Annotated in this window: 25 protein-coding genes; 1 reads left to right on the plus strand and 24 read right to left on the minus strand. The window is 51.8% G+C overall.

Annotation, left to right across the window (positions count from 1 at the left end):
- Window positions 1–73 precede the first annotated feature (73 nt).
- The 13 genes from ftsH to proS form a co-directional block, all read right to left on the minus strand.
- Entirely contained in the window at window positions 74–1,906 is a 1,833-nt protein-coding gene (gene ftsH, locus ACTRC3_RS02285) for an ATP-dependent zinc metalloprotease FtsH (RefSeq protein WP_440321248.1), read from the minus strand.
- A 179-nt stretch (window positions 1,907–2,085) separates the two neighbouring features.
- Window positions 2,086–2,613, minus strand: coding sequence for a hypoxanthine phosphoribosyltransferase (gene hpt / locus ACTRC3_RS02290; RefSeq protein ID WP_178038995.1), 528 nt, complete (start codon window positions 2,611–2,613; stop codon window positions 2,086–2,088).
- A complete protein-coding gene (tilS, locus tag ACTRC3_RS02295; RefSeq protein ID WP_440321251.1) occupies window positions 2,606–4,009 on the minus strand; it encodes a tRNA lysidine(34) synthetase TilS in 1,404 nt (467 codons plus the stop codon). Before tilS ends, hpt begins: the two co-directional genes overlap by 8 nt.
- A gap of 53 nt (window positions 4,010–4,062) precedes the next feature.
- Window positions 4,063–5,436: a SpoIIE family protein phosphatase gene (locus tag ACTRC3_RS02300; RefSeq protein ID WP_440321253.1), complete on the minus strand. Its 1,374-nt coding sequence runs from the start codon at window positions 5,434–5,436 to the stop codon at window positions 4,063–4,065.
- Window positions 5,437–5,651: 215 nt separating this feature from the next.
- Window positions 5,652–5,957 (minus strand): septum formation initiator family protein, encoded by a 306-nt coding sequence (locus tag ACTRC3_RS02305; protein WP_178038992.1) that lies wholly within the window; start codon window positions 5,955–5,957, stop codon window positions 5,652–5,654.
- 90 nt (window positions 5,958–6,047) lie between these two features.
- Window positions 6,048–6,389 carry a spore cortex biosynthesis protein YabQ gene (yabQ, locus tag ACTRC3_RS02310; protein WP_440321256.1) on the minus strand — a complete coding sequence of 114 codons (342 nt, stop codon included), beginning with the start codon at window positions 6,387–6,389 and terminating at the stop codon, window positions 6,048–6,050.
- A gap of 3 nt (window positions 6,390–6,392) precedes the next feature.
- Window positions 6,393–6,677: a sporulation protein YabP gene (gene yabP / locus ACTRC3_RS02315; protein WP_178038990.1), complete on the minus strand. Its 285-nt coding sequence runs from the start codon at window positions 6,675–6,677 to the stop codon at window positions 6,393–6,395.
- A gap of 72 nt (window positions 6,678–6,749) precedes the next feature.
- Entirely contained in the window at window positions 6,750–6,989 is a 240-nt protein-coding gene (locus tag ACTRC3_RS02320; protein ID WP_349164895.1) for an RNA-binding S4 domain-containing protein, read from the minus strand.
- Window positions 6,990–6,992: 3 nt separating this feature from the next.
- Window positions 6,993–7,313, minus strand: a complete 321-nt coding sequence (locus tag ACTRC3_RS02325) for an HU family DNA-binding protein (protein WP_349164958.1) — start codon at window positions 7,311–7,313, stop codon at window positions 6,993–6,995.
- Between the two features lie 80 nt (window positions 7,314–7,393).
- Window positions 7,394–9,076, minus strand: a complete 1,683-nt coding sequence (locus ACTRC3_RS02330; protein ID WP_349164894.1) for a phospho-sugar mutase — start codon at window positions 9,074–9,076, stop codon at window positions 7,394–7,396.
- A 105-nt stretch (window positions 9,077–9,181) separates the two neighbouring features.
- Complete coding sequence (locus ACTRC3_RS02335; RefSeq protein WP_440321259.1) at window positions 9,182–10,177, minus strand: phosphotransferase; 996 nt, start codon at window positions 10,175–10,177, stop codon at window positions 9,182–9,184.
- A 25-nt stretch (window positions 10,178–10,202) separates the two neighbouring features.
- Complete coding sequence (locus ACTRC3_RS02340) at window positions 10,203–11,540, minus strand: CCA tRNA nucleotidyltransferase (protein WP_440321261.1); 1,338 nt, start codon at window positions 11,538–11,540, stop codon at window positions 10,203–10,205.
- Window positions 11,541–11,711: 171 nt separating this feature from the next.
- Entirely contained in the window at window positions 11,712–13,151 is a 1,440-nt protein-coding gene (gene proS, locus ACTRC3_RS02345; RefSeq protein WP_440321263.1) for a proline--tRNA ligase, read from the minus strand.
- Between the two features lie 222 nt (window positions 13,152–13,373).
- On the opposite strand from proS, the gene ACTRC3_RS02350 reads away from it, so the two are divergent.
- Complete coding sequence (locus ACTRC3_RS02350) at window positions 13,374–14,753, plus strand: aldehyde dehydrogenase (protein WP_440321265.1); 1,380 nt, start codon at window positions 13,374–13,376, stop codon at window positions 14,751–14,753.
- Between the two features lie 3 nt (window positions 14,754–14,756).
- On the opposite strand, the gene ACTRC3_RS02355 is transcribed toward ACTRC3_RS02350, so the two are convergent.
- From ACTRC3_RS02355 to ACTRC3_RS02405, 11 genes are all read right to left on the minus strand, one after another.
- Entirely contained in the window at window positions 14,757–15,839 is a 1,083-nt protein-coding gene (locus ACTRC3_RS02355; protein WP_440321267.1) for an AI-2E family transporter, read from the minus strand.
- Between the two features lie 119 nt (window positions 15,840–15,958).
- Window positions 15,959–16,711: an RluA family pseudouridine synthase gene (locus ACTRC3_RS02360; RefSeq protein ID WP_440321269.1), complete on the minus strand. Its 753-nt coding sequence runs from the start codon at window positions 16,709–16,711 to the stop codon at window positions 15,959–15,961.
- 72 nt (window positions 16,712–16,783) lie between these two features.
- Window positions 16,784–17,647, minus strand: a complete 864-nt coding sequence (locus ACTRC3_RS02365) for a YitT family protein (protein WP_440321271.1) — start codon at window positions 17,645–17,647, stop codon at window positions 16,784–16,786.
- A 4-nt stretch (window positions 17,648–17,651) separates the two neighbouring features.
- On the minus strand, window positions 17,652–18,980 hold the full coding sequence (locus tag ACTRC3_RS02370; protein ID WP_440321273.1) for a 6-phospho-alpha-glucosidase: 1,329 nt from the start codon (window positions 18,978–18,980) through the stop codon (window positions 17,652–17,654).
- A gap of 13 nt (window positions 18,981–18,993) precedes the next feature.
- On the minus strand, window positions 18,994–20,580 hold the full coding sequence (locus tag ACTRC3_RS02375) for a PTS transporter subunit EIIC (RefSeq protein ID WP_440321275.1): 1,587 nt from the start codon (window positions 20,578–20,580) through the stop codon (window positions 18,994–18,996).
- A 103-nt stretch (window positions 20,581–20,683) separates the two neighbouring features.
- The gene (locus ACTRC3_RS02380; RefSeq protein WP_440321277.1) at window positions 20,684–21,511 is read right to left on the minus strand and encodes a PRD domain-containing protein; all 828 of its coding nucleotides are present in this window, start codon (window positions 21,509–21,511) and stop codon (window positions 20,684–20,686) included.
- A gap of 21 nt (window positions 21,512–21,532) precedes the next feature.
- The gene (locus tag ACTRC3_RS02385) at window positions 21,533–22,012 is read right to left on the minus strand and encodes a PTS sugar transporter subunit IIA (protein ID WP_440321279.1); all 480 of its coding nucleotides are present in this window, start codon (window positions 22,010–22,012) and stop codon (window positions 21,533–21,535) included.
- 165 nt (window positions 22,013–22,177) lie between these two features.
- Window positions 22,178–22,474, minus strand: coding sequence for a hypothetical protein (locus tag ACTRC3_RS02390; RefSeq protein WP_440321281.1), 297 nt, complete (start codon window positions 22,472–22,474; stop codon window positions 22,178–22,180).
- A 150-nt stretch (window positions 22,475–22,624) separates the two neighbouring features.
- Entirely contained in the window at window positions 22,625–23,338 is a 714-nt protein-coding gene (locus ACTRC3_RS02395) for a 5'-methylthioadenosine/adenosylhomocysteine nucleosidase (protein ID WP_178038979.1), read from the minus strand.
- 293 nt (window positions 23,339–23,631) lie between these two features.
- The gene (locus ACTRC3_RS02400) at window positions 23,632–24,120 is read right to left on the minus strand and encodes a DUF6147 family protein (protein ID WP_440321283.1); all 489 of its coding nucleotides are present in this window, start codon (window positions 24,118–24,120) and stop codon (window positions 23,632–23,634) included.
- Window positions 24,121–24,187: 67 nt separating this feature from the next.
- A complete protein-coding gene (locus tag ACTRC3_RS02405) occupies window positions 24,188–24,985 on the minus strand; it encodes a hypothetical protein (RefSeq protein ID WP_440321285.1) in 798 nt (265 codons plus the stop codon).
- Between the last annotated feature and the right edge of the window lie 135 nt (window positions 24,986–25,120).

Consider the following 25,120-nt stretch of genomic DNA (forward strand, 5'->3'; position numbering starts at 1 on the left):
ATGACGAAAACGCTAGTCTGGCGCTGTAAAAAAAGGGATCTCACTAAATCGTGAAATCCCTAAAAGCTCACTTTTATACAGCCGGTATGGCCTCTTCCTTTTCAAACAATGCCTCGAACTCGTCCCGGGAGATCTTTTCTTTCTCCAGAAGCAGCGCTGCGGCTGCGTCCAGGACGTCGCGGTGATCCAGGATGATGGCTTTGGCCTTATCGTAGCACTCGTCTACGATTCGCTTGACTTCCGAATCGATCTTGCTTGCCACGTTCTCGCCATAACCCTTGGTGTGGCCGTAATCACGGCCCAGGAAGACTTCCTCGTCGGAATCATAGCTGACCAGACCAAGCTCGTCGGACATGCCGTACTTGGTGACCATGGCGCGGGCCACTCTCGTAGCCTGCTTGATATCCTGGGAAGCGCCGGTGGTGATATCGTCGAAAATCAGCTCTTCGGCGATACGTCCGCCTAAGGATACCTCGATATCCTGCAACATCTTTCCCTTGGTATTGAACATCTCATCCTTCTCCGGCAATGGCATGGTGTAGCCGGCCGCTCCTACGCCGGTGGGAATGATAGATACACTGTATACAGGTCCCACATCCGGCAGCACATGGAACAGGATCGCGTGCCCTGCCTCGTGGTACGCAGTGATGCGCTTCTCCTTCTCGGAGACGATGCGGCTCTTTTTCTCTGCGCCGATGCCCACCTTCACGAAGGACTTGCGGATATCCGCCTGGGTGATATAAGGACGGTTGTCCTTGGCTGCCAGAATGGCTGCCTCGTTCATCAGATTTTCCAGATCCGCGCCGGTCATGCCTGCGGTGGTCTGGGCTATCTGCTTCAAATCCACATCCTCTGCCAGCGGCTTATTCTTCGCATGAACCTGCAGAATCTCTTCTCTGCCGCGCACATCCGGTCTGCCCACCATGATCTTACGGTCAAAACGACCCGGACGCAAGATAGCCGGATCGAGAATGTCCACACGGTTGGTGGCCGCCATGACGATGATGCCCTCGTTGACGCCGAAGCCGTCCATCTCCACCAGCAGCTGGTTCAGGGTCTGCTCACGCTCATCATGACCGCCGCCCATACCGCTGCCGCGGCGTCTCGCCACCGCGTCAATCTCGTCGATAAATACGATACAGGGGCTGTTCTTCTTGGCATCCGCGAACAGATCACGGACACGGGAAGCACCTACACCGACAAACATCTCTACGAAATCCGAACCGGAGATACTGAAGAACGGCACGCCTGCCTCGCCTGCAACAGCCTTGGCCAGCAGGGTCTTACCGGTTCCGGGAGGACCCTCCAGCAGCACGCCTTTTGGGATGCGCGCGCCTACCTGAGTATATTTCTGTGGAAGCTTCAGGAAATCTACGATCTCACGAAGCTCTTCTTTTTCTTCCTGCAGACCTGCCACATTTTTAAAGGTGGTGTGAATCTGCTCCTGGGTGGTCATACGGGCCCGGCTTCTGCCGAAGTCCATCATCTTGCCGCCACCGCCGCCGTTGGCCTGACGGTTCATCAGGATCATCATAACGACTACGGCCACTACAGCCGCCAGAAGGGGCGCGCCCAGGGACGCCATCCAGTTATTGGTGCTCACTGCAGCAAAGGCTACCGCCACATTCTCAGACTCCAGAAGCTCTCTGGCCTCTGTGGTGTCTGCCACATTCACATCCTGACGGCTGCCGTCCTTCAGGGTCAGGCGCACCGTGCCGGTAGGTGTAGCTTCGGACTGGCTGATCACGGCAGATACTACCTCGCCGTTCTCCACGGCAGTCTCAAACTGCTGATAGGTATACAGATTTTCCATGTCCATCCGTTTTACGTAGGTACTGAACAGATAGACCAGCACCAGTAAAAATACGAAATAGATTCCGGAAATCCGAAATTGTCTGTTGTTCAAAATGTGTCCTCCTTATATCCGTACGTTCAGCCCGCGCCGTTCGCAAAACCGCTCCTGCGGAGCTCCCCGCTGCTCCGCAGCTCATTTTTGCTCATGACGTGGCGCTCATCTCATGCTTATACACAGACAGATTTTCATGCAAGCATGAAATCTGCCTCTGCATAAGCATGGCTGAACTGTTAATCAACGAACTCCAGTACGCCGATGTACGGCAGATTCCGGTACTTCTGATCGTAATCCAGGCCATAGCCCACCACGAACTCATCCGGAATCGTAAATCCGGTGTATTCCACGTCCACATCTACGACTCTGCGGTCCGGCTTGTCAAGCAGGGTACACAGGGTCATGGTCTTCGGGTTACGCTGTCCCAGAAGCTTTACCAGGTGGCTTAAGGTCCGTCCGGAATCGATGATGTCCTCTACGATAATCACGTTCTTGCCCTGCAGCGGCTCGTCCAGGTCCTTGCTTAAGCGTACCACGCCGCTGGACTTGGTCTCCGCGCCGTAGCTGGATACCTGCATAAAGTCGATGGTCACCGGCACGGTAATTCTCTTGGCCAGCTCGCATACAAAGAATACGCTGCCCTTCAGGATACAAATCAGGTGAACCTCTTCGCCTGCAAACTTTTCGCTGATCTTCTGTCCCAGCTCTCTGATCTTCGCGTCTACTTCCTCTTCGGGAATCATAACTCTGATTTTCTCAGCCATGTTCATTTCCTCCGCTTATCTGTACTTTTAAAATGTTCCTTGTCTCTTCCGTGACCTTGTACGCTTCGCTGATACGATGCCCCGGAATCCATACAATATGCGCTCCATCCGCCAGCAGCAGAAGCTCGTCCCGCTCAGATGCCGGCACCTTTTCATCAATCAGATACGCCTTCAGCTTTTTGCGCCCGTGCGCTCTGTTAATCTCCAGATAATCCCCGGGCTTACGCCCCCGGATCTCCAGACATTTTTTTATTTTATCATAGTCAAACCATTTCGTATATGTTTTTTGGGGAATAATTTCAATTTTTTCCTCCGGATACAGGGTAAATTTCCATTTTTGTCCCCGGATGGTAACGCTGCCGGGAATCTCCGGACAGAACGATATGGGACTGGTTTTCTCACCGTCCTGCTGCCGTGCAGGCTTCTCACTCCGACTGAGCCGCACGCCCTCATATTCCCGTCTTGCGCTGCGGTCACCCGGCAGATCCATTCTGCTCCCGGTCTGCTTTTCGAACAGCTCCCGAAGCATCTCGATGTGAACCCGCTCCACGTCCTTGAGTCCGCCAAGCTCCGCCATGCACCGTCGCAGCAGTCTGCTTCCGATCAGGGGATCCTGCATGGAAAATGCGTTGGTGAATACAAACCGTGCGCCGTCCTCTTCCCGCACACAGAGCCGGTAGGCTTCCGCCGTCTTCCGCTCCAGAAACGCCTCCACCTCCCCAAGCTCCGCAGCCGCCTCGGCCACATGTCGGATCGCCTTCGCATTGACGCTCTCCCGGGCCGTCTTCAGAATGTCACCCCGAATCCGGTTGCGTGTGTAGTCCATGCTCAGGTTTGTGCTGTCAGTGCGCCAGGCTATCCCTCGCCCGGTCAGCCACGTCTCGACTTCCTCACGCTCTGCGCAGAGCAAAGGCCGAATGATATTGTCCCGCGCCGGGCTCATGCCGGACAGCCCCTTTAGGCCGCTTCCGCGGAACAGCTGAAACAGTACCGTCTCCGCCTGATCCCCCGCATGGTGGGCCACCGCAATCCGCGCACCCCCAAGACGCTCCGCTTCCTCCGCGAAGGCCTCATACCTGCAGAGCCGTCCGGCCTCCTCCAGCGTCAGATGCTCCCGCTTAGCCCGGCCCTGCACGTCAAAGGAACGGACGGAAAGCGGAACCTCCAGGCTTCCGCAAAGCTCCCGCACATAGGCCTCGTCCCCGTCGGCCTCCGCGCCCCGCAGACAATGATTTACATGCACTGCGGACAGCGCTGCGCCCTTTTCTCCGCACAGCTCTTTCAACAGGAAAAGCAGGCATACGGAATCCGCACCTCCCGATATGCCCGCCACAATCCTGTCTCCCGGACGAATCATCTGATATTTTTCTGTAAATGCACGCACACGATCCAGCATTTCCCAGTTTTCCTTTCGTAGTTTTTCCATTGCTTTTAGTATACCATATCTCTTTAATACTTTACCAGCCCCATCACCAACACCGTCATATCGTCGACAGGCTCCTTCTCCCGGTACTGACGCACCCGGGCCAGAATGTAAGCTGCCAGCTCGGACGGATTTCCTGTATCGTGCTCCAGAATGATATCCTTTATCAATTTCTCCTGATGAGCCGCAGGCAACGCATCCAGCACACCGTCGGTGACCATGATGACCATGTCGCCGTCGTAGAGCTTTTTACTGGTACAGTCCGGCTCCAGCTTGTGAAAGACGCCCGCAGGCAGGCTGGTTGAGGAAATGGTTTCCACCCAGTTTTCCCGCCGGATAAAGGTGGTGGACGCGCCCACCTTCAGGAACTCGCAGATACCCGTATACAAATCCAGCGAACTGATATCAATGGTGGAGAACACCTGCGCGTCCGACCGCACGATCAACGCCGAATTGATCATCCGCACCGCCGTCTCCTTGGAGAATCCCGCCTCCAGAAACTGCTCCAGCAGATCGATGACCATCTCACTATCCCGGTAAGCCGCCATGCCGGACCCCATACCGTCCGACAGCGCCCCGATAAACTGCCCCTCCCGGCACCGATGCAGGGAAAAATTGTCCCCGGAAATGGTTTCTTTACTTTTGACCGCCTTCTCTACGCCGCAGAGCACTTGGAAGTTCGTCCGTTCCGCGAAAAGTACCGTCACCTTCTCACTGCCCACAAAGGCCCGGCTGTCCTTGCCCGGCATCATGGCCTTCTTCATCATCCTGGACAATACCTCTGCAATATCCTTCGTCGCCACACATTTCCGCCTGCGGGTACTGACCGTCAGATATACCTCCTGCCGCCGGTGCTCCTCCTGATAGACCAGCACTGAATGGACGTAGAGTCCCATACCCTTCAGCTTTTTCGCTAAAACCTGTTCCAGTTCCTCGTCTGGCCTGGTATCCCAGGCATATTCTACGGTATCCGTCATGATCTGGGCCATTTCCCCCAGCTGTATCGCCACTGCAGCGCGGTTTTCTTCCAGCCTGTTCTTCCAGAGCAGCTTCATTTTCTCTGTCTTATCCAGCTGTTCGTTCTCCGGAACGGCTTCCGCTTTCTGTCCTTCTCCCGCGAAGCTTACCGCCAGATTGCCGAAGGCCTCCCGGTAATCCCGCAGGCGCTGCTGCACCGGATTGGGCGCTTCCTCATTTTCCATGGGAAGGGGTCTTAAAATCCATGCCAGAATCCCGCCGCAGATTACCGTCAGTGAACACACCAAAAGCCCCTGGGCCGCCCCCAGCAGGATGGCGTAATCCCGATCCATCTGAAGCATCCCCACGCCGATCTGCATCGCCGCCACACAGCTGCCCGCCACAATTCCGTAGAGCCAGCCGTAATTTTCCTCTCGTCTCACCTTTTACTCCTCCTCGTCTTCTGTGTGTGTCTGTGTGATTGGGAATTATAGAGGACAGAAACGGATTATTTTGTCAAATGGAGGCGGGTGATTTCAGATCTTTTCGGCAAAAGGGGACATAGAATTCTGTTTAAGAACCTGCCGGAAAGCATAAAGGCTGTCCGGAACCTTCCCTGTCCCGGACAGCCTTTGCATACACGCATTATGTAAACCAATTATTCTTTAGCCTTGAACAGAATCTCATCCGGATAAACCAGTCCGAGCCGCTCCTTCGCCACTTCCTCCACATACTTCTTGGTCTGGACGTATTTGCCAAGCTCCTCGATATCCTTCGAGCGCTGTTCCTCTTCTTCGATCTGAGCCATCAGCTGTTCTTCCTGCTTCTGATAGGCCGCGTTCTTCTGCTGGAGCCGATGCTTTGCATAAAAACCCGTTACCAGAAGACACATGACTGTCAGTACAATCAGTCGGTAGCCCATACGCTTTCTGCGATTCATTCCGCGCCGGGTCTTCGTCGTCATAGCTCCTTCCGCCTCACTTTCATTCTGAAAACTGTTTCCACAGCCAGTCTTTCTTCGCTTTTCCACAGAAACATCTGTCTGTGGGTATATTTATTTAATTATAATCTTTTTTATACATTTATGCAATTTTTTTCTTATGAAATTGACTATATTTCGAAACATTTTCGAAAGCAGCAGCCAGGAAAGCATGCCCAGCACCACTGCCGCCACAGCAAAGCCCCTTACCGCCCCGCTGTTCTCCCGGTACAGCATCCGGAAAATCAGGAAACCGCAGAGCAGCCAGTAGGCCAGATCCTCCGCTGCCATCCAGACGGTCCCATGGAAAATCAGCTGCCGGAAGACCTTCAATCCCCCGTACAGGAAGGCCAGGGCCGCGCCGCAGAGGAAGGCTTTTCCAAAAAACTGCAGTTCAAAAAGAATTCCACCGGCCATAGGCTATTTGAACAGGCGGCCCAGGATCGACGCGCCCGCCTTATGAAAATCTGTGACCTCCGAGTAGGCCATGCTGTCAATCCGCCCCTCGATATCCACCTCGCCCTTTTCCAGGGTCAGACGATTCACATGGAGATCGGCGCCTTTGATGGTCAGCATACCCTGTTCCGTCTCCAGCAGGATTTCCGCGATATCGAAGGAAATCACGTCGGTCACGCCGCTGATGGTGCCCGTCCGCCGGTTGCTTAAGAGCAGCTTGTGGGCTTTCGCGTATTGCTTTTCTTCCAAAAAAAGACCTCCCCATACACTTACTAGTTTACAACTAAATGTATGAAAAGGTCTTTCTCATTATTCCTGTTTTTAAAGATAACGGTAGAGCTCCTTGGCGTCATCCTTGCGGACGGTCTCCTGAACGTCCAGAACCTCCACCTTTACGGACTTGCTGCCAAACTGAATCTCGATGACGTCACCCGTCTTCACGTTCACAGACGCCTTGGCCACCTTGTCGTTGACCAGCACGCGTCCCGCGTCACAGGCTTCATTGGCTACGGTCCTCCGCTTAATCAGCCGGGAAATCTTTAAATATTTATCAAGACGCATAGATTAGTTCAGGGCATCCTTCAGTGCTTTTCCAGCCTTAAACTTCGGGGACTTGGAAGCCGCAATCTTCATAGCCTCGCCAGTCTGCGGGTTTCTTCCCTCTCTTGCAGCTCTCTCAGATACCTCGAAGGTTCCGAATCCAACCAGCTGGATCTTCTCGCCCTTCTTCAGCTCCTCTGCTACTACATCTGTGAAAGCCTTCAGAGCCTTCTCTGCGTCCTTCTTGGATAATTCAGTCTTCTCTGCGATAGCAGCAACTAATTCCATTCTGTTCATCTGGTAATTCCTCCTAATAATACTACTACTCTTTTTTGTCGATGATATGTCTGTGTGTGCGTTCTGCCATATCTTCTTTCCTATTTATACCCGTTTCTCAATTATTTGTCAAGGCATTTCGGGTTTTGTTACTCAAATATGGGAGCGATTGCTGCTGCCAGCGCATCCTTCTGTGCCTGGGCTTCTGCCAGATTTTTTCCGAGTGTAGTAAAATAGGTCTTGATCTTCGGCTCGGTTCCGGAGGGACGAACGATGACCTCGGCGCCGCCTTCCAGCTTGTACACCAGAACATTGGCTGCCGGGAGTCCTGTCTCCTCAGGCTTCTTATAATCAGTTACCTTCACTACCGCATAATCGCCGAGCTTTGCAGGCGGATTCTGGCGCAGCCCGTCCATAATGCCGGCCATCTTGTCCATACCGGACAGTCCCGGGAACTCAAAGCTGTCTACCTTGTTCAGATAACGGCCATATTTCTCATAGATCTCCTCCAGACGCTGTTTGATAGAGGAACCAATGCTCCGGTAATAAGCTGCCATCTCACAGATGAGCATGGAACCGATAATCGCGTCCTTGTCACGTACATAGGGGCCTGCCAGATAACCGTAGCTCTCCTCAAAGCCGAAGATAAAGCGGTCTACCTCACCTGCTGCCTCCAGCTGCGCGATCTGGTCTCCAATCCATTTGAAGCCGGTCAGAACGCTTCTCAGCTCCACGCCGTAATTCTTCGCTACCGCATCCGCCAGCGGAGTGGATACGATGGATTTCACCGCCACCGGATTCTTCGGCATGGTGCCCTTCTCGATGCGGCCTGCGCAAATGTAGTCCAGAAGCAGTACGCCCATCTCATTACCGGATACCAGCTCGTAGCTGCCGTCCGGACACTTCATGGCGATACCCACGCGGTCCGCATCCGGGTCAGTGGCCAGCATCAGGTCTGCCTCTGTCTTCTTGGCCAGCTCCAGTCCCAGACGAAGAGCCTCAAAGATCTCCGGGTTCGGGTACGGGCAGGTGGGGAAGTGACCGTCCGGATACTGCTGCTCCGGTACAATGGTCACGTCAGTGATGCCGATATCCTTCAGCACCCTGGTAACCGGCACCAGACCGGAACCGTTCAGCGGGGAGTATACCAGCTTCAGGCCGGATGCAGCGCAGATTCCCGGACGCACGCTGCGGGCCTCGATAGCCTGGTACAGGGCTTCCTTACAGTCGTCGCCCACATATTCAATAAGTCCGGCCTTGATTCCTTCCTCAAAATCCATAACCTTCGCGCCGGTCAGGATATCTGTCTTCTGAATCTCCGTGTATACAATATCAGCCGCCTCGTCCGTCATCTGGCAGCCGTCCGGGCCGTAGGCCTTATAGCCGTTGTATTTCGCCGGATTATGGGACGCGGTCACCATGATACCCGCATTGGCCTCATAATAACGGGTCGCGAAGCTCAGGGCCGGAACCGGCATCAGAGCGTCGTAGATGCGAACCTTGATTCCATTGGCTGCCAGTACGCCGGCTGCTGTCTTCGCGAACACGTCGCTGTTGATACGGCTGTCGTAGCTGATGGCTACCAGCTGCTTGCCGCCCTGGGTCTTTACCCAGTTGGCCAGACCCTGGGTGGCCTGACGAACCACATAGATATTCATACGGTTAGATCCTGCTCCCAGCACGCCGCGCAGGCCTGCAGTACCGAACTTCAGGGCCACTGCGAAGCGATCCTTAATCTCATCGTCCTTACCCTCGATACCCTTCAGTTCCTCTGTCAGAGCCGGATCCTCCAGTTCTGTGTCCATCCAACGCTTATAATCGTCCAAATACATAACTTATACCTCACTCATACAGTTTTTTAGATAGAGTTATCTATGCTTAATTTTAGAATATTTGTACAGCAAAGTCAATGTATCCGGGCATATTTTACAGCACATTTACGATACCCATAACTCTTTTACCATTTTCTTCCTGCTTTCATTCTGGGCCAGGAAAACCTGCAGCTTCTCGGCGCTTTTTTCCGGCACCCAGGCCTTGTTGGTATGGTAATAATGATGCACCAGCTTCCAGGCCTTCTCCGGGTAACAGAGGCTGGCAGCCAGATAGGCCCGCTCCTCCCCGGACAGAGGGCGTTCACGCTCGTAGGCTGTCAGCATCCGCTCTGCCAGCCCACCGTTCCAGTTGTGCTTCTCCATGATTTTCCGCAGGAACTGGCTCACATCGTTCATCTGCACATTGATTTCAAACCGGGAGAAGTTCACCAGGGCCGTTTCCTGCCGCTGAAGCAGGATATTGTGATGGACATACTCCCCGTGGCAGAGGTGTTCGCCATCCACGGCCTGCTGATACAGCTTTTCACTGCCGGAAGCCTTCAGAAGCTCCAGGGCATCCGCTCCATTCTGGAAAATGGTTTCGGCGCACTGAAGATATAAGAGTTCAAACTCGCCCTTTTTCTGCCGGGTGCGGATAAAATTCCGGGCACGCTTCATTTCCCGGTTATGCTTTTCTAACTCTTCCGACCGGTCGGCGCCCTGAATCCGGCGGCGCTCCGCCCCTTCTGTGCGCAGAACGCCCCGAAGCTCCCGGTGAACCCGGGCCAGCAGACGCATACTTTTCAAAAGCTCTTCCTCATTCTTCGGATCGCATTCCCGCCCCGGCGGCCAGTCCTTGATGATGTAGGGCGTCTCATAGTCGCCGATGGTTACAAGCTCCCCTTCTTTGTTGGCCTGCACCTGATCCACGGCGCAGACGCCGCGCTCCGCCAGAATCCCCAGCACCCGCTGTTCCAGGGGAAGCTTTGCGCGCGAGCCTGCAAATTCCTTTATCATTTTTAAGCCGTCTTTTGTCTCCAACATGATTCCGCCCCGGCCGCCGTAGCTTCGAAGAACCTCCAGATCATACTGCTCCAGGATTTGCAGCGCTTTTTCGTTCACAAAAATCCCCCCGTTCCTTTCAAATCTATGAGGAAACGAGGGGTAATATTCTTTCTAAGAGATATTCTTTTGTATTGTATTCCGGGTGCTCAATAACGGCCTCCAGCATGGCGTTCAGGATGACTCCTAAGGTCGGTCCCGGCTTCACGCCCGCATCTATGAGATCTCGGCCGGTCACGGCCAGATCCTTTAGGGACAGGCAGTTTTGGGCTTCCAGTATCTCTGTATACAGACGCTCGATTTCTGACAGCCGCGCAAGCTTCTCCGGCAGCAGCGCCGGATTCTGGGCCAGCGCATCCGCCCGGGCAAGCTTCAGATAATCCGGAAACAGATCCGCGCCAATCCGGTGAATGGCCCGGCGCACGCCCCGATGATTCAGCGGAAACTGCCGATCATCATGGAACTCCACCAGCCTCACCACTCTTTTGCGGGTGTCGTTGTCAAATTTCAGGCGGCGTAAGATTCCATTTGCCATCTCGGCACCAAGCTTCGCATGCCCGTGAAAATGGTCAATACCCTGCTCATCCGTAGTACGGGTGGCAGGCTTGCCCATATCGTGCAGCAAAGCTGCCCAGCGGAGGGCTTTGTCCTTCTCTACGCCGGTCAGGGTCCGCAGAATGTGTTCACCCACGTTCCAGCAGTGATGGGGATTGTGCTGGGGCGTCTCCATGCAGGCGTCGAATTCCGGCAGAATCACCGCCGTAATGCCCGTCTCCCAGACCACGCGGAATACCTCCGGGTGATCCGAGGTCAGAAGCTTCATCAGCTCCACCTGAATCCGCTCGGCGCTGACCTTAGTCAGTCTCGTTGCAAATTCCGCCAGGGCCGCTTTTGTCTCCGCCTCAATCTCAAAATCCAGCTGGGCAGAAAAACGGACTGCCCGCAGGATTCGCAGGGCGTCCTCGGTAAACCGCTCTCTCGGGTCGCCCACACAGCGGATCTGTCCGCGCTCCAGGTCGCCGATACCGCCGAAGGCATCTACCAGACCCTCTTTTTCATTATATGCCATGGCATTGATGGTAAAGTCCCGCCGCTTCAGATCTTCCAGAAGATTTGGCGTGAACAGCACCTGCTCCGGGTGGCGGCCGTCCAGATATTCGCCGTCAATCCGGTAGGTGGTGACCTCGAAGCCTTCTTTTCCGTTCAGGACCGTCACGGTTCCGTGCTGGAGCCCCGTGTCCACCGTTCTGGGAAATAAAGCCTTCACCTGCTCCGGTCTGGCGTTGGTGGTGATATCCCAGTCCGCCGCCTCCCGTCCCAGAATGGCGTCGCGCACACAGCCGCCCACCACATAGGCTTCGTAGCCGGCGGCGGTGAGGGTCGTGATGATTTCATTAGCTTTTTCAGGAATCTGAATCTTCATGTGCGCGTGTCCTTTCTATCTTATTTCCGGGCGTTTTCCGTCAGAATCTATATATGTAAGATTCTTCCAGATAAGCTGTAATGGAAAAGCGGCCCGAGGGGTTTGGCCTCCAGCCGCTTCTCGTAACTGTTCAGTAGCTTCTCAGCCCTGAATCATTTTCTTCTATCATTTTTAGTATGCCTTGCCCCAGTAAACAAGCGCCTTTGCCGGCTTTCCGCAGCATACGCAGGTGTCCGCGATGTGATCCTGCTTAAACGGCATACAACGGGAAGTAGCTGTGGTATCTTCCTTAATCTTGTCCTCGCAGGCCTGATCGCCGCACCACATGGCACGTACGAAGCCCGGCTTCTCGTTGATGGTCTTCACAAACTCCTCATAAGTGGTCGCGTCGTAGGTATGGGAATCCCGATGCTTTCTCGCACGCTCCAGCATATCACTCTGCATGGTGGTCAGCACCTCGCCTACCTTCTCTGCCAGCTCCGGCAGGGCAACTACGATCTTCTCGCGAGTATCGCGACGGACAATCACAGCCTGATTTGCCTCGATATCTTTCGGTCCAATCTCAATACGAACCGGGATACCCTTCATCTCCTGCTCAGAGAACTTCCAGCCCGGACTCTTGTCGGAATCATCTACCTTTACCTTGAAGCCTGCGTCCAGCAGCGCGGATTTCAGTTCATATGCCTTGTCCAGCACGCCTTCCTTGTGCTGTGCAATCGGGATGACCATAACCTGGGTCGGCGCGATACGCGGCGGCAGAACCAGTCCGCTGTTATCGCCGTGAACCATGATGATGGCTCCGATCAGACGGGTGGTCATACCCCAGGACGTCTGATGTACATACTGAAGGGTGTTGTCTTTTGCTGTATACTGAATACCAAATGCCTTTGCGAAGCCGTCGCCGAAGTTGTGGCTGGTACCGGACTGCAGCGCCTTACCGTCGTGCATCAGGGCTTCGATGGTGTAGGTCGCCTCTGCGCCGGCAAATTTCTCCTTATCGGTCTTACGTCCACGGATAACCGGCATTGCCAACACTTCCTCGCAGAAGTCCGCGTATACGTTCAGCATCTGCTGAGTACGTGCCTCAGCCTCCTCTGCTGTCGCGTGAGCGGTATGACCCTCCTGCCACAGGAATTCGCGGGAGCGCAGGAACGGACGGGTGGTCTTCTCCCAACGCATAACAGAGCACCACTGATTGTATACCTTCGGCAGATCACGATAGGACTGGATCTCTTTGGAATAGAAATCACAGAACAGAGTCTCGGAGGTCGGACGGATGCACATACGCTCCTGCAGCGGCTCCAGTCCGCCGTGGGTTACCCATGCTACCTCAGGCGCAAAGCCCTCCACATGATCCTTCTCCTTCTGAAGCAGGCTCTCCGGAATCAGCATGGGCAGGTAGACATTCTCTACTCCTGTCGCCTTAAAACGCGCGTCCAGCTCCTTCTGAATATTTTCCCAGATCGCGTAGCCTGCCGGCTTGATAACCATGCAGCCCTTTACGCTTGTATAATCGGTCAGTTCCGCTTTTTTCACCACATCGGTGTACCACTGTGCGAAATCCACGTCCATGGAAGTGATCTCTTCGACCAGTTTCTTCTCCTTCGCCATTGTGTTCTCCTTCTCGCCCATCGGGGCTTTTTCTCATTTATTTTCCTCTAACAGTAAGCTGTTATGATTATCACGCCCGGGTGGGCGTATCTTTTTGTATTGTAGTACGGAAATGGCGATTTTGTCAAGGTTTTCGCGGGGATCCCGCGATTTCCTTTGACTGCTTTTCCGTAATTGGGTAAAATAGATTTATAATACGAAATATGAGATTGGAGGATTCCCATGGACGAACAGGAGATTCAGAAACTGGTGGCCCGGCAGCGGCGGTGTTTCCGGTCGGGTTCGACACTTTCTTATAAAAACCGGATGGCCGCCCTGACCAGACTGGAGCGGCTGGTGACCGAACACGAAAATGAAATTCAGGACGCACTCCGTCTGGATCTCGGCAAAAGCGCCGCAGAAAGCTATATGTGTGAGACCGGCCTTCTTTTAAACGAAATTCATTATCTGAAGCATCATCTGCGCCTCTGGATGCAGGATCGGATCGTCCCGACGCCGTTGGCGCAGTTTTGCTCGACAAGCTACCGGAAACCCTCTCCCTACGGCGTGACGCTGATCATGAGTCCCTGGAACTATCCGCTGCTCCTGACCCTGGAGCCCCTGGCAGACGCCCTGGCCGCCGGTAATACGGCGATTTTAAAGCCCAGCGCCTACTCCATTCACACCAGCCGCCTGATGGAGCGTCTGATTCCGACTTATTTCCCGGCGTCCCGGGTGGCTGTCGTAACCGGGGGACGGGCAGAAAACGCAGCGCTGCTGGAACAGCATTTCGACTATATCTTTTTCACCGGCAGCAAATCGGTGGGCCGCTTCGTCATGGAGAAGGCCGCCGCGCACCTGACTCCGGTGACCCTGGAGCTGGGCGGAAAGAGTCCCTGCATCGTGGACCGTACCGCGGATATCCATGCGGCGGCCCGGCGCATCGTCTTCGGCAAGTTTCTGAACTGCGGACAGACCTGCGTGGCTCCCGACTACATTCTCTGCGATATCCGGGTGAAAAACCGGCTCATAGAAGAGCTGATCCGGCAGATCCGCGCCCAGCTTGGCGAGCGTCCCCTGGAAAATGAGAATTACGGCCATATCATCAATGAAAAACATTTTCTGCGGATCCTGAATCTGATGAATCCGGCTAAGACCGTCTTTGGTGGACGGACAGACGCCGAAGCCTTGAAAATTGAACCCACCATCCTTGACCGGGTCTCCTGGCGGGACGACGTGATGCAGGAGGAAATCTTTGGACCGTTGCTGCCGATTCTGACCTACGATTCCATCGACGAAGTGATTCGCACCATCAACGAGAAGCCCCATCCGCTGGCTCTCTACGTCTTCACCCGGAACCGGAAGCTGGCCAGCCGGGTGCTGACCCGCTGCTCCTTTGGCGGCGGCTGCGTCAATGACACGATCATCCACCTGGCTACGCCGTACATGGGCTTCGGCGGCTTCGGGGAGAGCGGTATGGGCAGTTATCATGGAAAGGCCGGGTTTGAGACCTTTTCCCACCGTAAGAGTATCGTGGATAAGAAGAACTGGCCGGATCTTCCGATGCGGTATCAGCCGTATACGGAAGGAAAGCGGCGGCTGGTGAAAATGTTTCTACGATAACATCTATTTCGAAGGAGTATCTGCTTCATTTGCCGATGCTCCTTCTTTTTTATCTGCATCCACCCTCTTCCACAATTCCTGAATAATTAGTACTGATAAAGGCCCCAGCACGATCCCGCCCGCTCCGTAGATCTTCACGCCCACATACACACTGGCCAGCACCACCACCGGCAGCAGCTTCAGATGGGCGCCCACCAGCCTGGGCTCCAGAAGCTCCCGGGTCAGGGTGCAAAGACCATAAGTCACAGCTAACACGACAGCCGCCCGATATCGCTTCTGCCAGATGACCAGAATCAGAATCCATGGCACAAACACCGTCCCCGTGCCGAAGATCGGCAGCGCGTCCAGAAAACCGGTGCCGACTCCGGCCAGCAGCGGGCTTTTCGCCGTTCCCGAGCTCCAGATTCCAACGGTGCAGATCAGCATCACCAGTCCCATGATGATACACTGGGCATGCAGGTAACGACCAATGGCCCGGGAGATTCCCCGGAGCGCTTCGGACACGTTTTCATAGAAGCTCCACCGCTGTCCCATTTCCCGCAGCTTGTCATAATCACCTGCCAGCAGAATCGCGGCAATTCCCGTCACAAAGGCGCCGGTAAGGAAGCCGCCCAAAACGCGTACCGCCTGCCAGGATCCTCCGAACACACCCGGCAGGAGCTGCTCCCAGGTCTTATCTCCGATACAGGCTGTCTGCTCCTCTACAAACTGCATCATCATCCTGCTGTCTATATGAAGCATACCCCCAAACCGTTCACAGCACTGTGCCAGAAGCTCCCCCACCCGTCCCGGGTAGCTGAAATACACGCACAACCGCCGGATCTGAATATGCAGATTTCGACCCGCCAACGCTCCGGCTGACACAAGCCCTCCTGCTGCCCCTATGAGCAGCACCGCCATGGAAATTCCCGGGCGGATATGAAGCCGTTTCTTTAACCATGCAAGCAGCGGCCTGCACCAGTACACAATCGCTCCCGCGATCAAAAACGGAATCACCAGTGGCGCCAGGTACTTCATTGCAAGCCCGACCGCCACTGCGATTCCGATTTTCTTCCACAAGTTCTGATATTTCCGCACCCATTCCATAAAGCCGCTCCTTTTGCATCCGCTTGAACTGACAGGCCCCGAAAAAGCGAACGGCTTCTCCCTTTTCTGTCCGTCTTAGTATCTGCAAAAATGAGCGTTTTACGCTGTGGATAACTGATTTACATAAATTTCTGAAACACCGGATTTTCCGGCTTCCGTTCAAATTCCATCCATTTTCCGGTGGACGGATGGCGGAATTTTATCCGATATGCACACAGGGCCGGGAAGGAGTTATCCACATTATCCACATAGTTTTCAACCTTTCCATATTTGCGGTCGCCCACCAGAGGGGTTCCTCTGCCCGCCATCTGCACCCGAATCTGATGATGACGGCCTGTTTCCAGGCGGATTTCCAGCATTTCCAGGTTATCCACCCGCTTTAAAATCCGGTAGCGGAGCACTGCTTTTTTAGCCCCGGCATGTCCCTCCTGTACCATCTCAGAGCGGTTATTTTTCCCGTCCTTCCACAGGTAATCCACGCACTCGTTCCAGTTTTCCACCAAGTTTTCCACATTATCCACAGGTTTTCCACAGAACTTTTCCTCATTGGGGACAGCATGTGGACACTTATCCACACTGTGCCGAACCGCCAGATAGGTTTTCTGCATCTCTTTTCCGGCTGACTGCTTACTTAAGGCTGCCGCAGCCTTCGGATTTAACGCAAATACCACCAGCCCCTCCACCGGCTGATCCAGCCGATGAATCAGTCCCAGATAGGGCGCGCCGCCCTTTGGATTCTTCTTATATAAGTAATTTTTCAGCAGGCTCTCGCAGTCCTTTGCCCCCACCCGCGCGCTCTGCACCGGTACCCCGGCAGGCTTGCGAATGACCAGCACATCCTTGTCCTCGTAAATGATTTCCAGTTCCTTCATACGCTCTCCGTTTTGTAGATAGAAAAAGATTGCCCTCCCGCTTCCTCGCTGAAGGGCAATCTCATTATAACGTTATTTTTCCCCTATCGTCAATGCTTTAAAACCGTCTCCGTGTACTTCATTTGACTCCCAGATAATCATAAAGGATTCCGGATCCAGCCTTTTTACCTGCTGCGTAATCTCAAACATCTGTTTATTATTGCAGACGCAGAGTACCGCATATTTTTTCTCCTGCCGGTATCCGCCCATGACTGGAATAATCGTAGAGCCTCTATGGCAGCAATTCTCGATTCCATCCGAAATCTTTTTACCATCCTTTGTAATAATCATAGTCATTTTCCCGGCATTTCTTCCGTACATGGTCTTATTGATCACTGCTCCGGCCAGATAATTGATAATCAATCCGTAGATAACGCCTTCTGTATCCCCGAAAATCAGCCAGGTAGCGCCAATGACGCTGACCGCGAAAAGGAAGGTAATATTGCCCAAAGGCAGATATGGCTTCTTCGCCTTCAATGCCATAATCAGGAAGTCCGCGCCACCTGTCGAGGAATTCTGCATATAAATCAGCGCATATCCTACCCCGCCCAAAACACCGGTGCAAATCGCAGCCAGCATCCGATTTCCCGTAAAAACAGGAAGCAGAGGAGCCACATAGTCCATCAGTAACGAGGAAATCACCATGCAGCGCACAGACCGCAGAAAGAAACCTTTTCCCAACATCCGAAAGCAGAGAATCACCACCGGAATATTTAAAAGCACATTGGACAACCCCAGTGGAATCCGGAACAACCGATACAGAATCAATGCGATTCCGGAGAAACCGGTCATGGGAAATTCCGCGGCCGCCGCAAAATTATAAATACTCACGGCGACCAGCAGACTTCCCAGCGCCTCCAGAAAAAAGGATTCCCAATTCAGCTTTTTCCCAAACATATCCTTATTTCAGCTCCGGCCAATATCCTTTATTAGCTTCAATCAATTCATCCAGAATCTGCTTTGCCACAGTAGCGCTGGGGACGGTTTTGGATAAGGTCAGTGCCTGCCACAGCTTATGATAGGATCCGGTAATCCATGCGTCTACGACCAGTTTTTCCACCGATACCTGCTGCTCCATCAGCCCCTTCTGGAATTGGGGAATCTCCCCCATGGCCAGCGGCTCGATACCATTCTTTCCTACCAGACAGGGCACTTCCACCATGGCTGTCGGATCAAAGTTTGCAATAGCTCCCTTATTTTCCGTAATCAGCAGCATTCTTTCATGGGTATTATTGGCAATTCCGGTTGCCAGATCCACAATGAAGGTTGCGTGATTATCCACATCAAACAAATCATCATGGCAGTGGCCGTCCTCCGCCACCTTCCGGCATGCTGTAAATACATCCTTTTCACGGCCATCCATAACCTCGTTCGTACGGGTATAATTCTTATCCGAATGCTTTACCACATAATCCTGGAACAGATAATATTTCAGATAAGTATTCGGCAGATACGCATCATCCAATTCCAGAATATCCCGGGCCTTCTGATAAGTTGCGTGCCAGCTGTCACGCTTCGGGTCTGTATACAGAGATTCATCTTCCACGTAGCCGTACTTCCGCACATGCTCTTTCAGACGGGGCATCAGATCGTTTCCTGCCTTATCATGAATCTCCGTCCACCATCCAAAGTGATTCAATCCAAAATACCGCACATCCATCTCTTTTCTGGATTTCAGACCCAGTATAGTCGCCATGTGATTTTCCAGTTCAATAGGCATATCGCAGATATTGATAATTTTGGAATTGGGGCGCAGCCGTCTGGTCGCTTCAGCCACAATCGCCGCCGGGTTAGAGTAGTTCAGCATCCAGGCATTCGGAGAATATTTCTCCATATAGTCCAGATTCTCCAAAATTCCACCAATAGAACGCATGCCGTAAGCGATACCGCCCGGGCCACAAGTTTCCTGTCCAACCACGTCGTATTTCAGCGGAATCTTCTCATCCAGCTCACGCATAGCGTATTTTCCTACACGAATCTGCGCCATGGCAAAGTCGATATCTGTATACGCCTCCTCCGGATTGGTGGATGCCAGGAATTCAATATCCGGTGCTTTCGCGTGGATAATAATTTCACATGCTCTGGCAATTACTTCCTGGCGCTCCGGATCATTGTCATAAAGCTTGATTTTCCGTAACGGGAAACGATCCAGCTGACTTAACAGCATCAGAACCATACCCGGCGTATACGTACTTCCGCCGCCTACAATCAATACAGAATATTTTTTCATAATATATTTCCTCCTATTTCTTTAATTGCTTTCTGACAGATTCTTTAATAATACCTACGGTCGTTCCGTAAATAATCTGAATGTTCCGATCATCAATGACGCGAATGGCTGTGCAGCCCGTTTTATTCAGCATCTCCTTGTCAACAAGGGAACCATCTTTTAATACCACACGCAGACGGGACATACAGGAATCTACCTCCTCAATATTGTCCTTGCCGCCCAGACCCTTAATGATAGTCAGTGCTTTCAGGGTTTTCGGGTCCGTCGCTGCATCCACGCTGCTACCTTTCTCTGAATCATTCGCCTCCTGCAGTGCTTCCAGAGATGCGTCATAATCACCTCCGCGCCCCGGAGTCTTCACGTTGAATTTCAGGATAAACCAGCGGAAAATTGCATAGTTGGCAATAAATTCGCCAATGGTTACAAAAACGCATACCCACCAGTGAGAGTCTGAACGTAAAAGTCCAAATACAACAAATTCAATGATTCCGGAACCGTAACCAATCTGATTTCCGAATAGATACATAAATACCCAGCTTAATCCATAAAGGACTGCATAAATCACATACAGAACCGGAGCCGTAAACAGGAAGATAAATTCCAGCGGTTCTGAGATACCTGCAATCATGGCTGTGGTCACACCTGCCAGAATCAGCGGCTTTACTGCTTTTTTCTTATCCGCGTCCGCACACTGGTAAATTGCAAGTCCGATAGCCGGAAGCGCGCCCAGCATCATCGGAATCTGCGGTCCATAGGAGAATTTCACCATTTCACGCAGAGTGGTATTCAATGGAAGTCCCTCTGCCAGATACTGCATGAAGGCCGGTCTCTGACCCTCTACAATACCGGAAGCAAACTCAAATATACCGGACACAGAAGTATCACGTACAACAGAAATCCAGATCTGATGGAGACCGGTGGGAATCAACAGTCGCTCTACAAAACCGTACAGCCACAGGCCAAAGACGCCCATCTGATTCAGAATGGTTGCCAGTCCATTGATACCGCGGGAAATAAACACCCATACGAAGGGGAACAGATTTCCCAGAATCATAAAGCTGAACACACTGATAATCGGCACAAACCGTACTCCCTGAAAGAAGGAGAACGCCATCGGGAATTTTACCGTATGGAATTTTTTGTGCAGCACACTGGTCAGAATACCTACCAGAATACCTCCCAACATACCGGCATTTACGGTACTGATACCCAGCACTGTGGTCAGACCGTTGCCCGGGAACATGGCTGCGATATTCGGGAAATTATCCACCAGCATTCCCATTCCCGTCAGAAATGACAGATATCCCACAAAGCCCGCGAAGGCTGCGTATTCCTTATCCTCATCCACCAGCGCAAAGGGCAACGCCACTGCGTACAGCGCCGCGAAATTGCTGACTACGATGCTTCCCATCTGAAGCAGTACCTTAAAGATGTACTGAACCATGGTGTTACCCAAAAAGGGAGCTGCCGCAATAATATCCCCCGATGTAAAGAACGATGCGACTCCCATTAACAGTGACGCTGACGCAATCAGCGACAGCGGCGTCAGAAATGCTTTTGACAATTTCTGAAAAAATACCATTGTATTTCCTTTCTTCATACCTTTCCCTCCTGATAAACAAAAAGACCTTCTGTCCTGAAACATACAGCCTGAATCCCTGTATTTTCAAGATAGACGGTCTTGCCTCCTGTGAGTAACAATCCTACCGGCCTCTGATTCGAAGAATATGCATAGCCAGATAGGCTGCTTCCTCTTCTGATATGTCATAATCAAAGGTCTCGCTTATGAAATTTTTAATTTTTTCAATTGTCCCTTCCAGCTTTGGCTCCCTGTCCAATAACCCCGGATACAAACCCTCCATAATGCCAAACTGAACCTGTTCCTGATTAAAAATACGTCTTGCCAAAAATTTCAGATGTGTAAGAAACCTACTGTACTCAAAGTCATCTTCCCGGCAATGAATTCCCATCTCCACTTCCAGAATTTGCAGAATTCCGTTGGTCAGCACCAGAATATTGTTCACATCTACAGATGGTTCTCCCATTCTGGTATTCACAATATGCAACGCGAAATACCCCGCCTCATCCTCCGGAAGCGAAATCCCCATTTCCTTTTCTACCAGCTGTTTCCCGTACCGTCCAATCTGATATTCCCTGTTATACAGGAGTTTAATCTCCTGCAGCATCAGATTGGGCAACGGCTCCTGCTTTTTCTGTCGTTCCACCGCAAAGGAAATATGATCCGCCAACGCAAATACAAACTGCGGACTCAACGTGCATGCAAGCTCCTTTTCCGCATATTCCTGTATCTGTTCCACCAGCTTAAAAACACCCGGTTCAATATGCCGGAAAATCTGCTCGTATTTCTGGAAAAACCGATCCCGTATCTGGTATACCTTTTCTATCTTCTTAACCTCTACCGTATCTCCCGGTTTCTTCTGAAATCCGATTCCAGAGCCCATTAGAATAATTTCTTTTTTATTTGCGACTGTCGCAACGGTATTATTGTTAATGACTCTTGTAATTTTCATGCTCTTCCCCTCTTACGCAACTTAAAATGCAAGCACCGCGCTTTTTCCTGCACATACCTCCCCTTTTTTTAAATATTGCAGGGATCCATAACTTTCGACCTCCGGTACCAGTACCATGGTTACCAGATTGTATCCCTTCTTATAGAGGGCTTCCCGATCCACCAGCACTGCCGGCGTACCGGTTTTCACTGGCTGATGCGCTTTTACCTGCACCTGAAATCCTTCCCCCTTTTCATTCACTGTGTCGATCCCGATGTGAACCAGAATCTCCGGTCCATCCGGAACTCTGACTCCGAAGGCATGACCTGTCTCCATTACAAAGCTTATCTCACCGTCCACAGGAACTACTATCTGATCTTTTTCCGGAATCACTGCTATGCCGTCACCGACCAGTTTTTCCGAAAAGACACCGTCGCCGACTTCCTCCAGAGAAATCGCCCGGCCATCTACCGGAGCGTAAATCTCCGTTTGCTGTTTCTTTTTCTTTAAAAATCCAAACATAGAACCTCCGGGTTATCCTTGTCTAAAAACAAAAATGGCATGAGTGAAAAATCACTCATGCCTGCAATTCAGTAACACGTGTTATTGGGTATAATATACAACAATTCCCCGCTTTTGTCAAGCTATTTTTTTACATTTTACTCTCTTTTTGTTCTTTCCATCGGTTCACCCCAGGAATTCTGACAGCACCTCCTTCAGCACCTGCTCCTCCTGGGGATTCAGATTTTTCACAACGCTTTTTACTGGCTTCTCCGTCTCCTGCTGCGCCTGTTGTTCCTGTTCCTCCCGGGCTTCCTGCTCAAAATTCGGAAAGCTCTCCGCCGCCCGGGCGGACAGGCTGCTGCGGAGCAGCTCCCGCTTGACGTCTTTGACGATTCCGAGGATTTCCCGGACGTCGGCCCACAGGTAAAGTATCAGTATCAGCAATGCGGCCCAGGCCGCTATCATGACGATTCGGAACATGTAACCCCTCCCATCTTTTATTCCGTCCGCTAAATTCTTCTATTTATTATAAAAGATATCCCTGCAAATAAAAAGAGCAGGCGCTCGTCATGGCCCGACAGGGGCTGACAAGCTTCCCGCTTTTCTTTCCAAAACTTCCATTCTGAAATTTTAGTACGCATCCTCCGGAATTCGGGATACAAAGCTCTCTACCAGCTTCACGCTGTGCTCGATGGCCTGTGCCTCAAAGGTGGGGTAATCCATCGTGGCGCTGTCATCTGCCTTATCGGAAATGGCGCGGACGATGACGAAGGGTACCTTGTTCAAATACGCCGCCTGCGCAATGGCTGCGCCTTCCATCTCGGTGCAGTAGCCTTCCGTCCAGGACGCAATCTCATTCTTCACGGAACGCTCCGCAATGAACTGATCGCCCGTGACAACCCGTCCCACGAAGACACGGATATCCGGGTTCACTTCCTCGCAGGCTGCTTTCGCCATGGCGATAAGCTCCGGGTCTGCCGGGAAGCTGATCGTATCCATGCGGGGGATCTCGCCTCTGGCATAACCGAACTGCCGCGCGTCCATATCGTGCTGCAGCGCGTCGGATGATACCACGATATCTCCGATATTAATCTCCGCTTTCAGGGAGCCTGCAATTCCTGTATTGATGAGGTGGCTCACATTGAACGCATCCACCAGAATCTGGGCGCACATGCCTGCATTCACCTTGCCGATACCGCTGCGCACCACGACTACCTCACGGCCATTCAGATGACCCTGATAGAACTCCATGGATGCCTTTTTGACTACTACCTCTATTTCCATTTTCTCTTTTAAGAGAGCAACTTCCTCTTCCATCGCTCCAATAATACCTGTTCTGCCCATAGACGCCTCACTTTCTTTGCTTCTCCGTTCTCTATTTTACCAACACTTGTACGGAATTGCAAGAAAGAATCCTTTTGATACCCGCCGGTCAAAAAAGTCGGCCGGAATTCCTCCGGCCGACTCTTTTCATCACATCACAAAACAACAATCACTGCTTTTTCAAAGTGTGTAGATTTTTTTGATTTTTCAGTTACGTTTTCTGGTTCCTTTACTTTTCCATATTCAGTTGTGTATAAATGATTGGTAGATGGTTTGTCCATTCCTGCGCCCGGGTATTGGGAGTGGAGCGCGGGTTAGGATGCGGTGAGAACACCTGCACTGGTTGTGGTGGATTCCACGGTGCTTCCTTTTACAGCAGTATGTCCGCCTCTTACACGGTATTTGTAGCCCTTTGTTACGGAAATATTGGTTTTATTTCCATGGCAGGATGTTGTATTCTCTTCCTGGAAATAGTAGCTGGCAATATTGCCGAAATGGCTGCCGCCGTCAGAACTCTCATCCAGATGAAGGCTTACCTTTACATAATCACAGGTCTTGTACGCAGTTGTTGTTCCTGAGATGCTCAACAACCCTGAACCTGTCCTCTTTATTCCGGTAGTTCCATCACGTAAATAGGTTCCTCTTGCAATGCCGTACCAGGTATCAATCGCTTCGTCCTCTGTGTTGACATACTCGTGATATCCCGGCATTTCTTCTGCATGGCTGGTGATGGCTCCCGCGTTGCAAATTCCTCCTACCAGCAGAAGGCCCATCAGCGCCATGGCGATTCTTTTCTTGTGCATATGTTTCCCCTCCTTCATATTGCACTTATTGATAGTTACATTAAGAATACGAATGAGGGGAGCCATATCAGACACTTTCGAAAATAATTCCCATAATAATTTGCTTGAATTCTTCTAAATCCATATCTGCATTTACATAATAGTATGCATTTCCACGTTCAAACTGAGCTCCATAGCTATATCCGCCATCTCCTTTATCAATTTTGAACACTTCAACGCTTTTGTTCAAATGAAACATATCCACGGTGTCTACTATCTCTCCATCTGTCTGTTTATCAAACGCGGAATCTTCATTTTGTTTATTCTCATATATTATAAATATTCGACCTTTATACCGAAACTCCATCTGAGCTTCGCCCATCACATCATCTATATATACCTTTTCCAGAACCATATCCTGAGGTTTATCATTCAGCCTGAGCGCCTGAATCCCCAATCTGTCCTCAATTTCCTGATAGGCATCTTTCTCTGAAATGTCCCTGTCTTCTTCCATCTCTCCATTAATAATCGTTGTATTAAAATCCCCATCCTCACTCCGGTTTTCCACCTTCGGCACGAATAATTTCGCACCGGTAACGCCTGCACCCATTGCAGCCACCAGGATCGCGGCAGCGGCCACGGCGAGGAGCGTGCGCTTCCGAATCCGGAACGGCTTTTTCGCGGGACCGTTCTCATTTTTACTGATGTTCTTATTCTCTTCCTCGGCTTTAATTCGCCGCATCAGATCGTCGAAGGAATCCTCCGGCATCTCCAGGGCAGCCAACTCGGGATCCGCTGCTTCATGCTCCTGCAGCCGCTTTTCCAGTTCCTCTGCCTCTTTTTCAAATTCACTGCTTATCCATTCACGGAATTTTTCTTCACTCATATTTCTTTCCTTATCGTAATTCTGATAGTTTTGTGTTTTCCGGTTTCCGTGTGAAATCTATCTGCTCCCCTCTGATTTACAATTGACAGAAGGGATGGAACCTAGCATAATAACCTTAGACAGTTATCTACGGAG

Origin of the sequence: Laedolimicola sp. (assembly GCF_051972735.1) — a bacterium.
GTDB classification, from domain to species: Bacteria; Bacillota; Clostridia; order Lachnospirales; family Lachnospiraceae; genus Laedolimicola; species Laedolimicola intestinihominis.

Coding starts and splice junctions, on each gene's coding strand:
- ACTRC3_RS02370 (WP_440321273.1), bottom strand. CDS start 18,980: ATGAAAAAATATTCTGTATTGATTGTAGGCGGCGGAAGTACGTATACG.
- ACTRC3_RS02395 (WP_178038979.1), bottom strand. CDS start 23,338: ATGGGCAGAACAGGTATTATTGGAGCGATGGAAGAGGAAGTTGCTCTC.
- ACTRC3_RS02330 (WP_349164894.1), bottom strand. CDS start 9,076: ATGTATTTGGACGATTATAAGCGTTGGATGGACACAGAACTGGAGGAT.
- ACTRC3_RS02305 (WP_178038992.1), bottom strand. CDS start 5,957: ATGACGACGAAGACCCGGCGCGGAATGAATCGCAGAAAGCGTATGGGC.
- ACTRC3_RS02360 (WP_440321269.1), bottom strand. CDS start 16,711: ATGAAGGAACTGGAAATCATTTACGAGGACAAGGATGTGCTGGTCATT.
- ACTRC3_RS02355 (WP_440321267.1), bottom strand. CDS start 15,839: ATGGAATGGGTGCGGAAATATCAGAACTTGTGGAAGAAAATCGGAATC.
- proS (WP_440321263.1), bottom strand. CDS start 13,151: ATGGCGAAGGAGAAGAAACTGGTCGAAGAGATCACTTCCATGGACGTG.
- hpt (WP_178038995.1), bottom strand. CDS start 2,613: ATGGCTGAGAAAATCAGAGTTATGATTCCCGAAGAGGAAGTAGACGCG.
- ACTRC3_RS02405 (WP_440321285.1), bottom strand. CDS start 24,985: ATGAGTGAAGAAAAATTCCGTGAATGGATAAGCAGTGAATTTGAAAAA.
- ACTRC3_RS02375 (WP_440321275.1), bottom strand. CDS start 20,580: ATGAAGAAAGGAAATACAATGGTATTTTTTCAGAAATTGTCAAAAGCA.
- ACTRC3_RS02340 (WP_440321261.1), bottom strand. CDS start 11,540: ATGAAGATTCAGATTCCTGAAAAAGCTAATGAAATCATCACGACCCTC.
- tilS (WP_440321251.1), bottom strand. CDS start 4,009: ATGCTGGATCGTGTGCGTGCATTTACAGAAAAATATCAGATGATTCGT.
- ACTRC3_RS02380 (WP_440321277.1), bottom strand. CDS start 21,511: ATGAAAATTACAAGAGTCATTAACAATAATACCGTTGCGACAGTCGCA.
- ACTRC3_RS02390 (WP_440321281.1), bottom strand. CDS start 22,474: ATGTTCCGAATCGTCATGATAGCGGCCTGGGCCGCATTGCTGATACTG.
- ACTRC3_RS02365 (WP_440321271.1), bottom strand. CDS start 17,647: ATGTTTGGGAAAAAGCTGAATTGGGAATCCTTTTTTCTGGAGGCGCTG.
- ACTRC3_RS02385 (WP_440321279.1), bottom strand. CDS start 22,012: ATGTTTGGATTTTTAAAGAAAAAGAAACAGCAAACGGAGATTTACGCT.
- yabQ (WP_440321256.1), bottom strand. CDS start 6,389: ATGGCCGGTGGAATTCTTTTTGAACTGCAGTTTTTTGGAAAAGCCTTC.
- ACTRC3_RS02350 (WP_440321265.1), top strand. CDS start 13,374: ATGGACGAACAGGAGATTCAGAAACTGGTGGCCCGGCAGCGGCGGTGT.
- ACTRC3_RS02400 (WP_440321283.1), bottom strand. CDS start 24,120: ATGCACAAGAAAAGAATCGCCATGGCGCTGATGGGCCTTCTGCTGGTA.
- ACTRC3_RS02320 (WP_349164895.1), bottom strand. CDS start 6,989: ATGCGTCTTGATAAATATTTAAAGATTTCCCGGCTGATTAAGCGGAGG.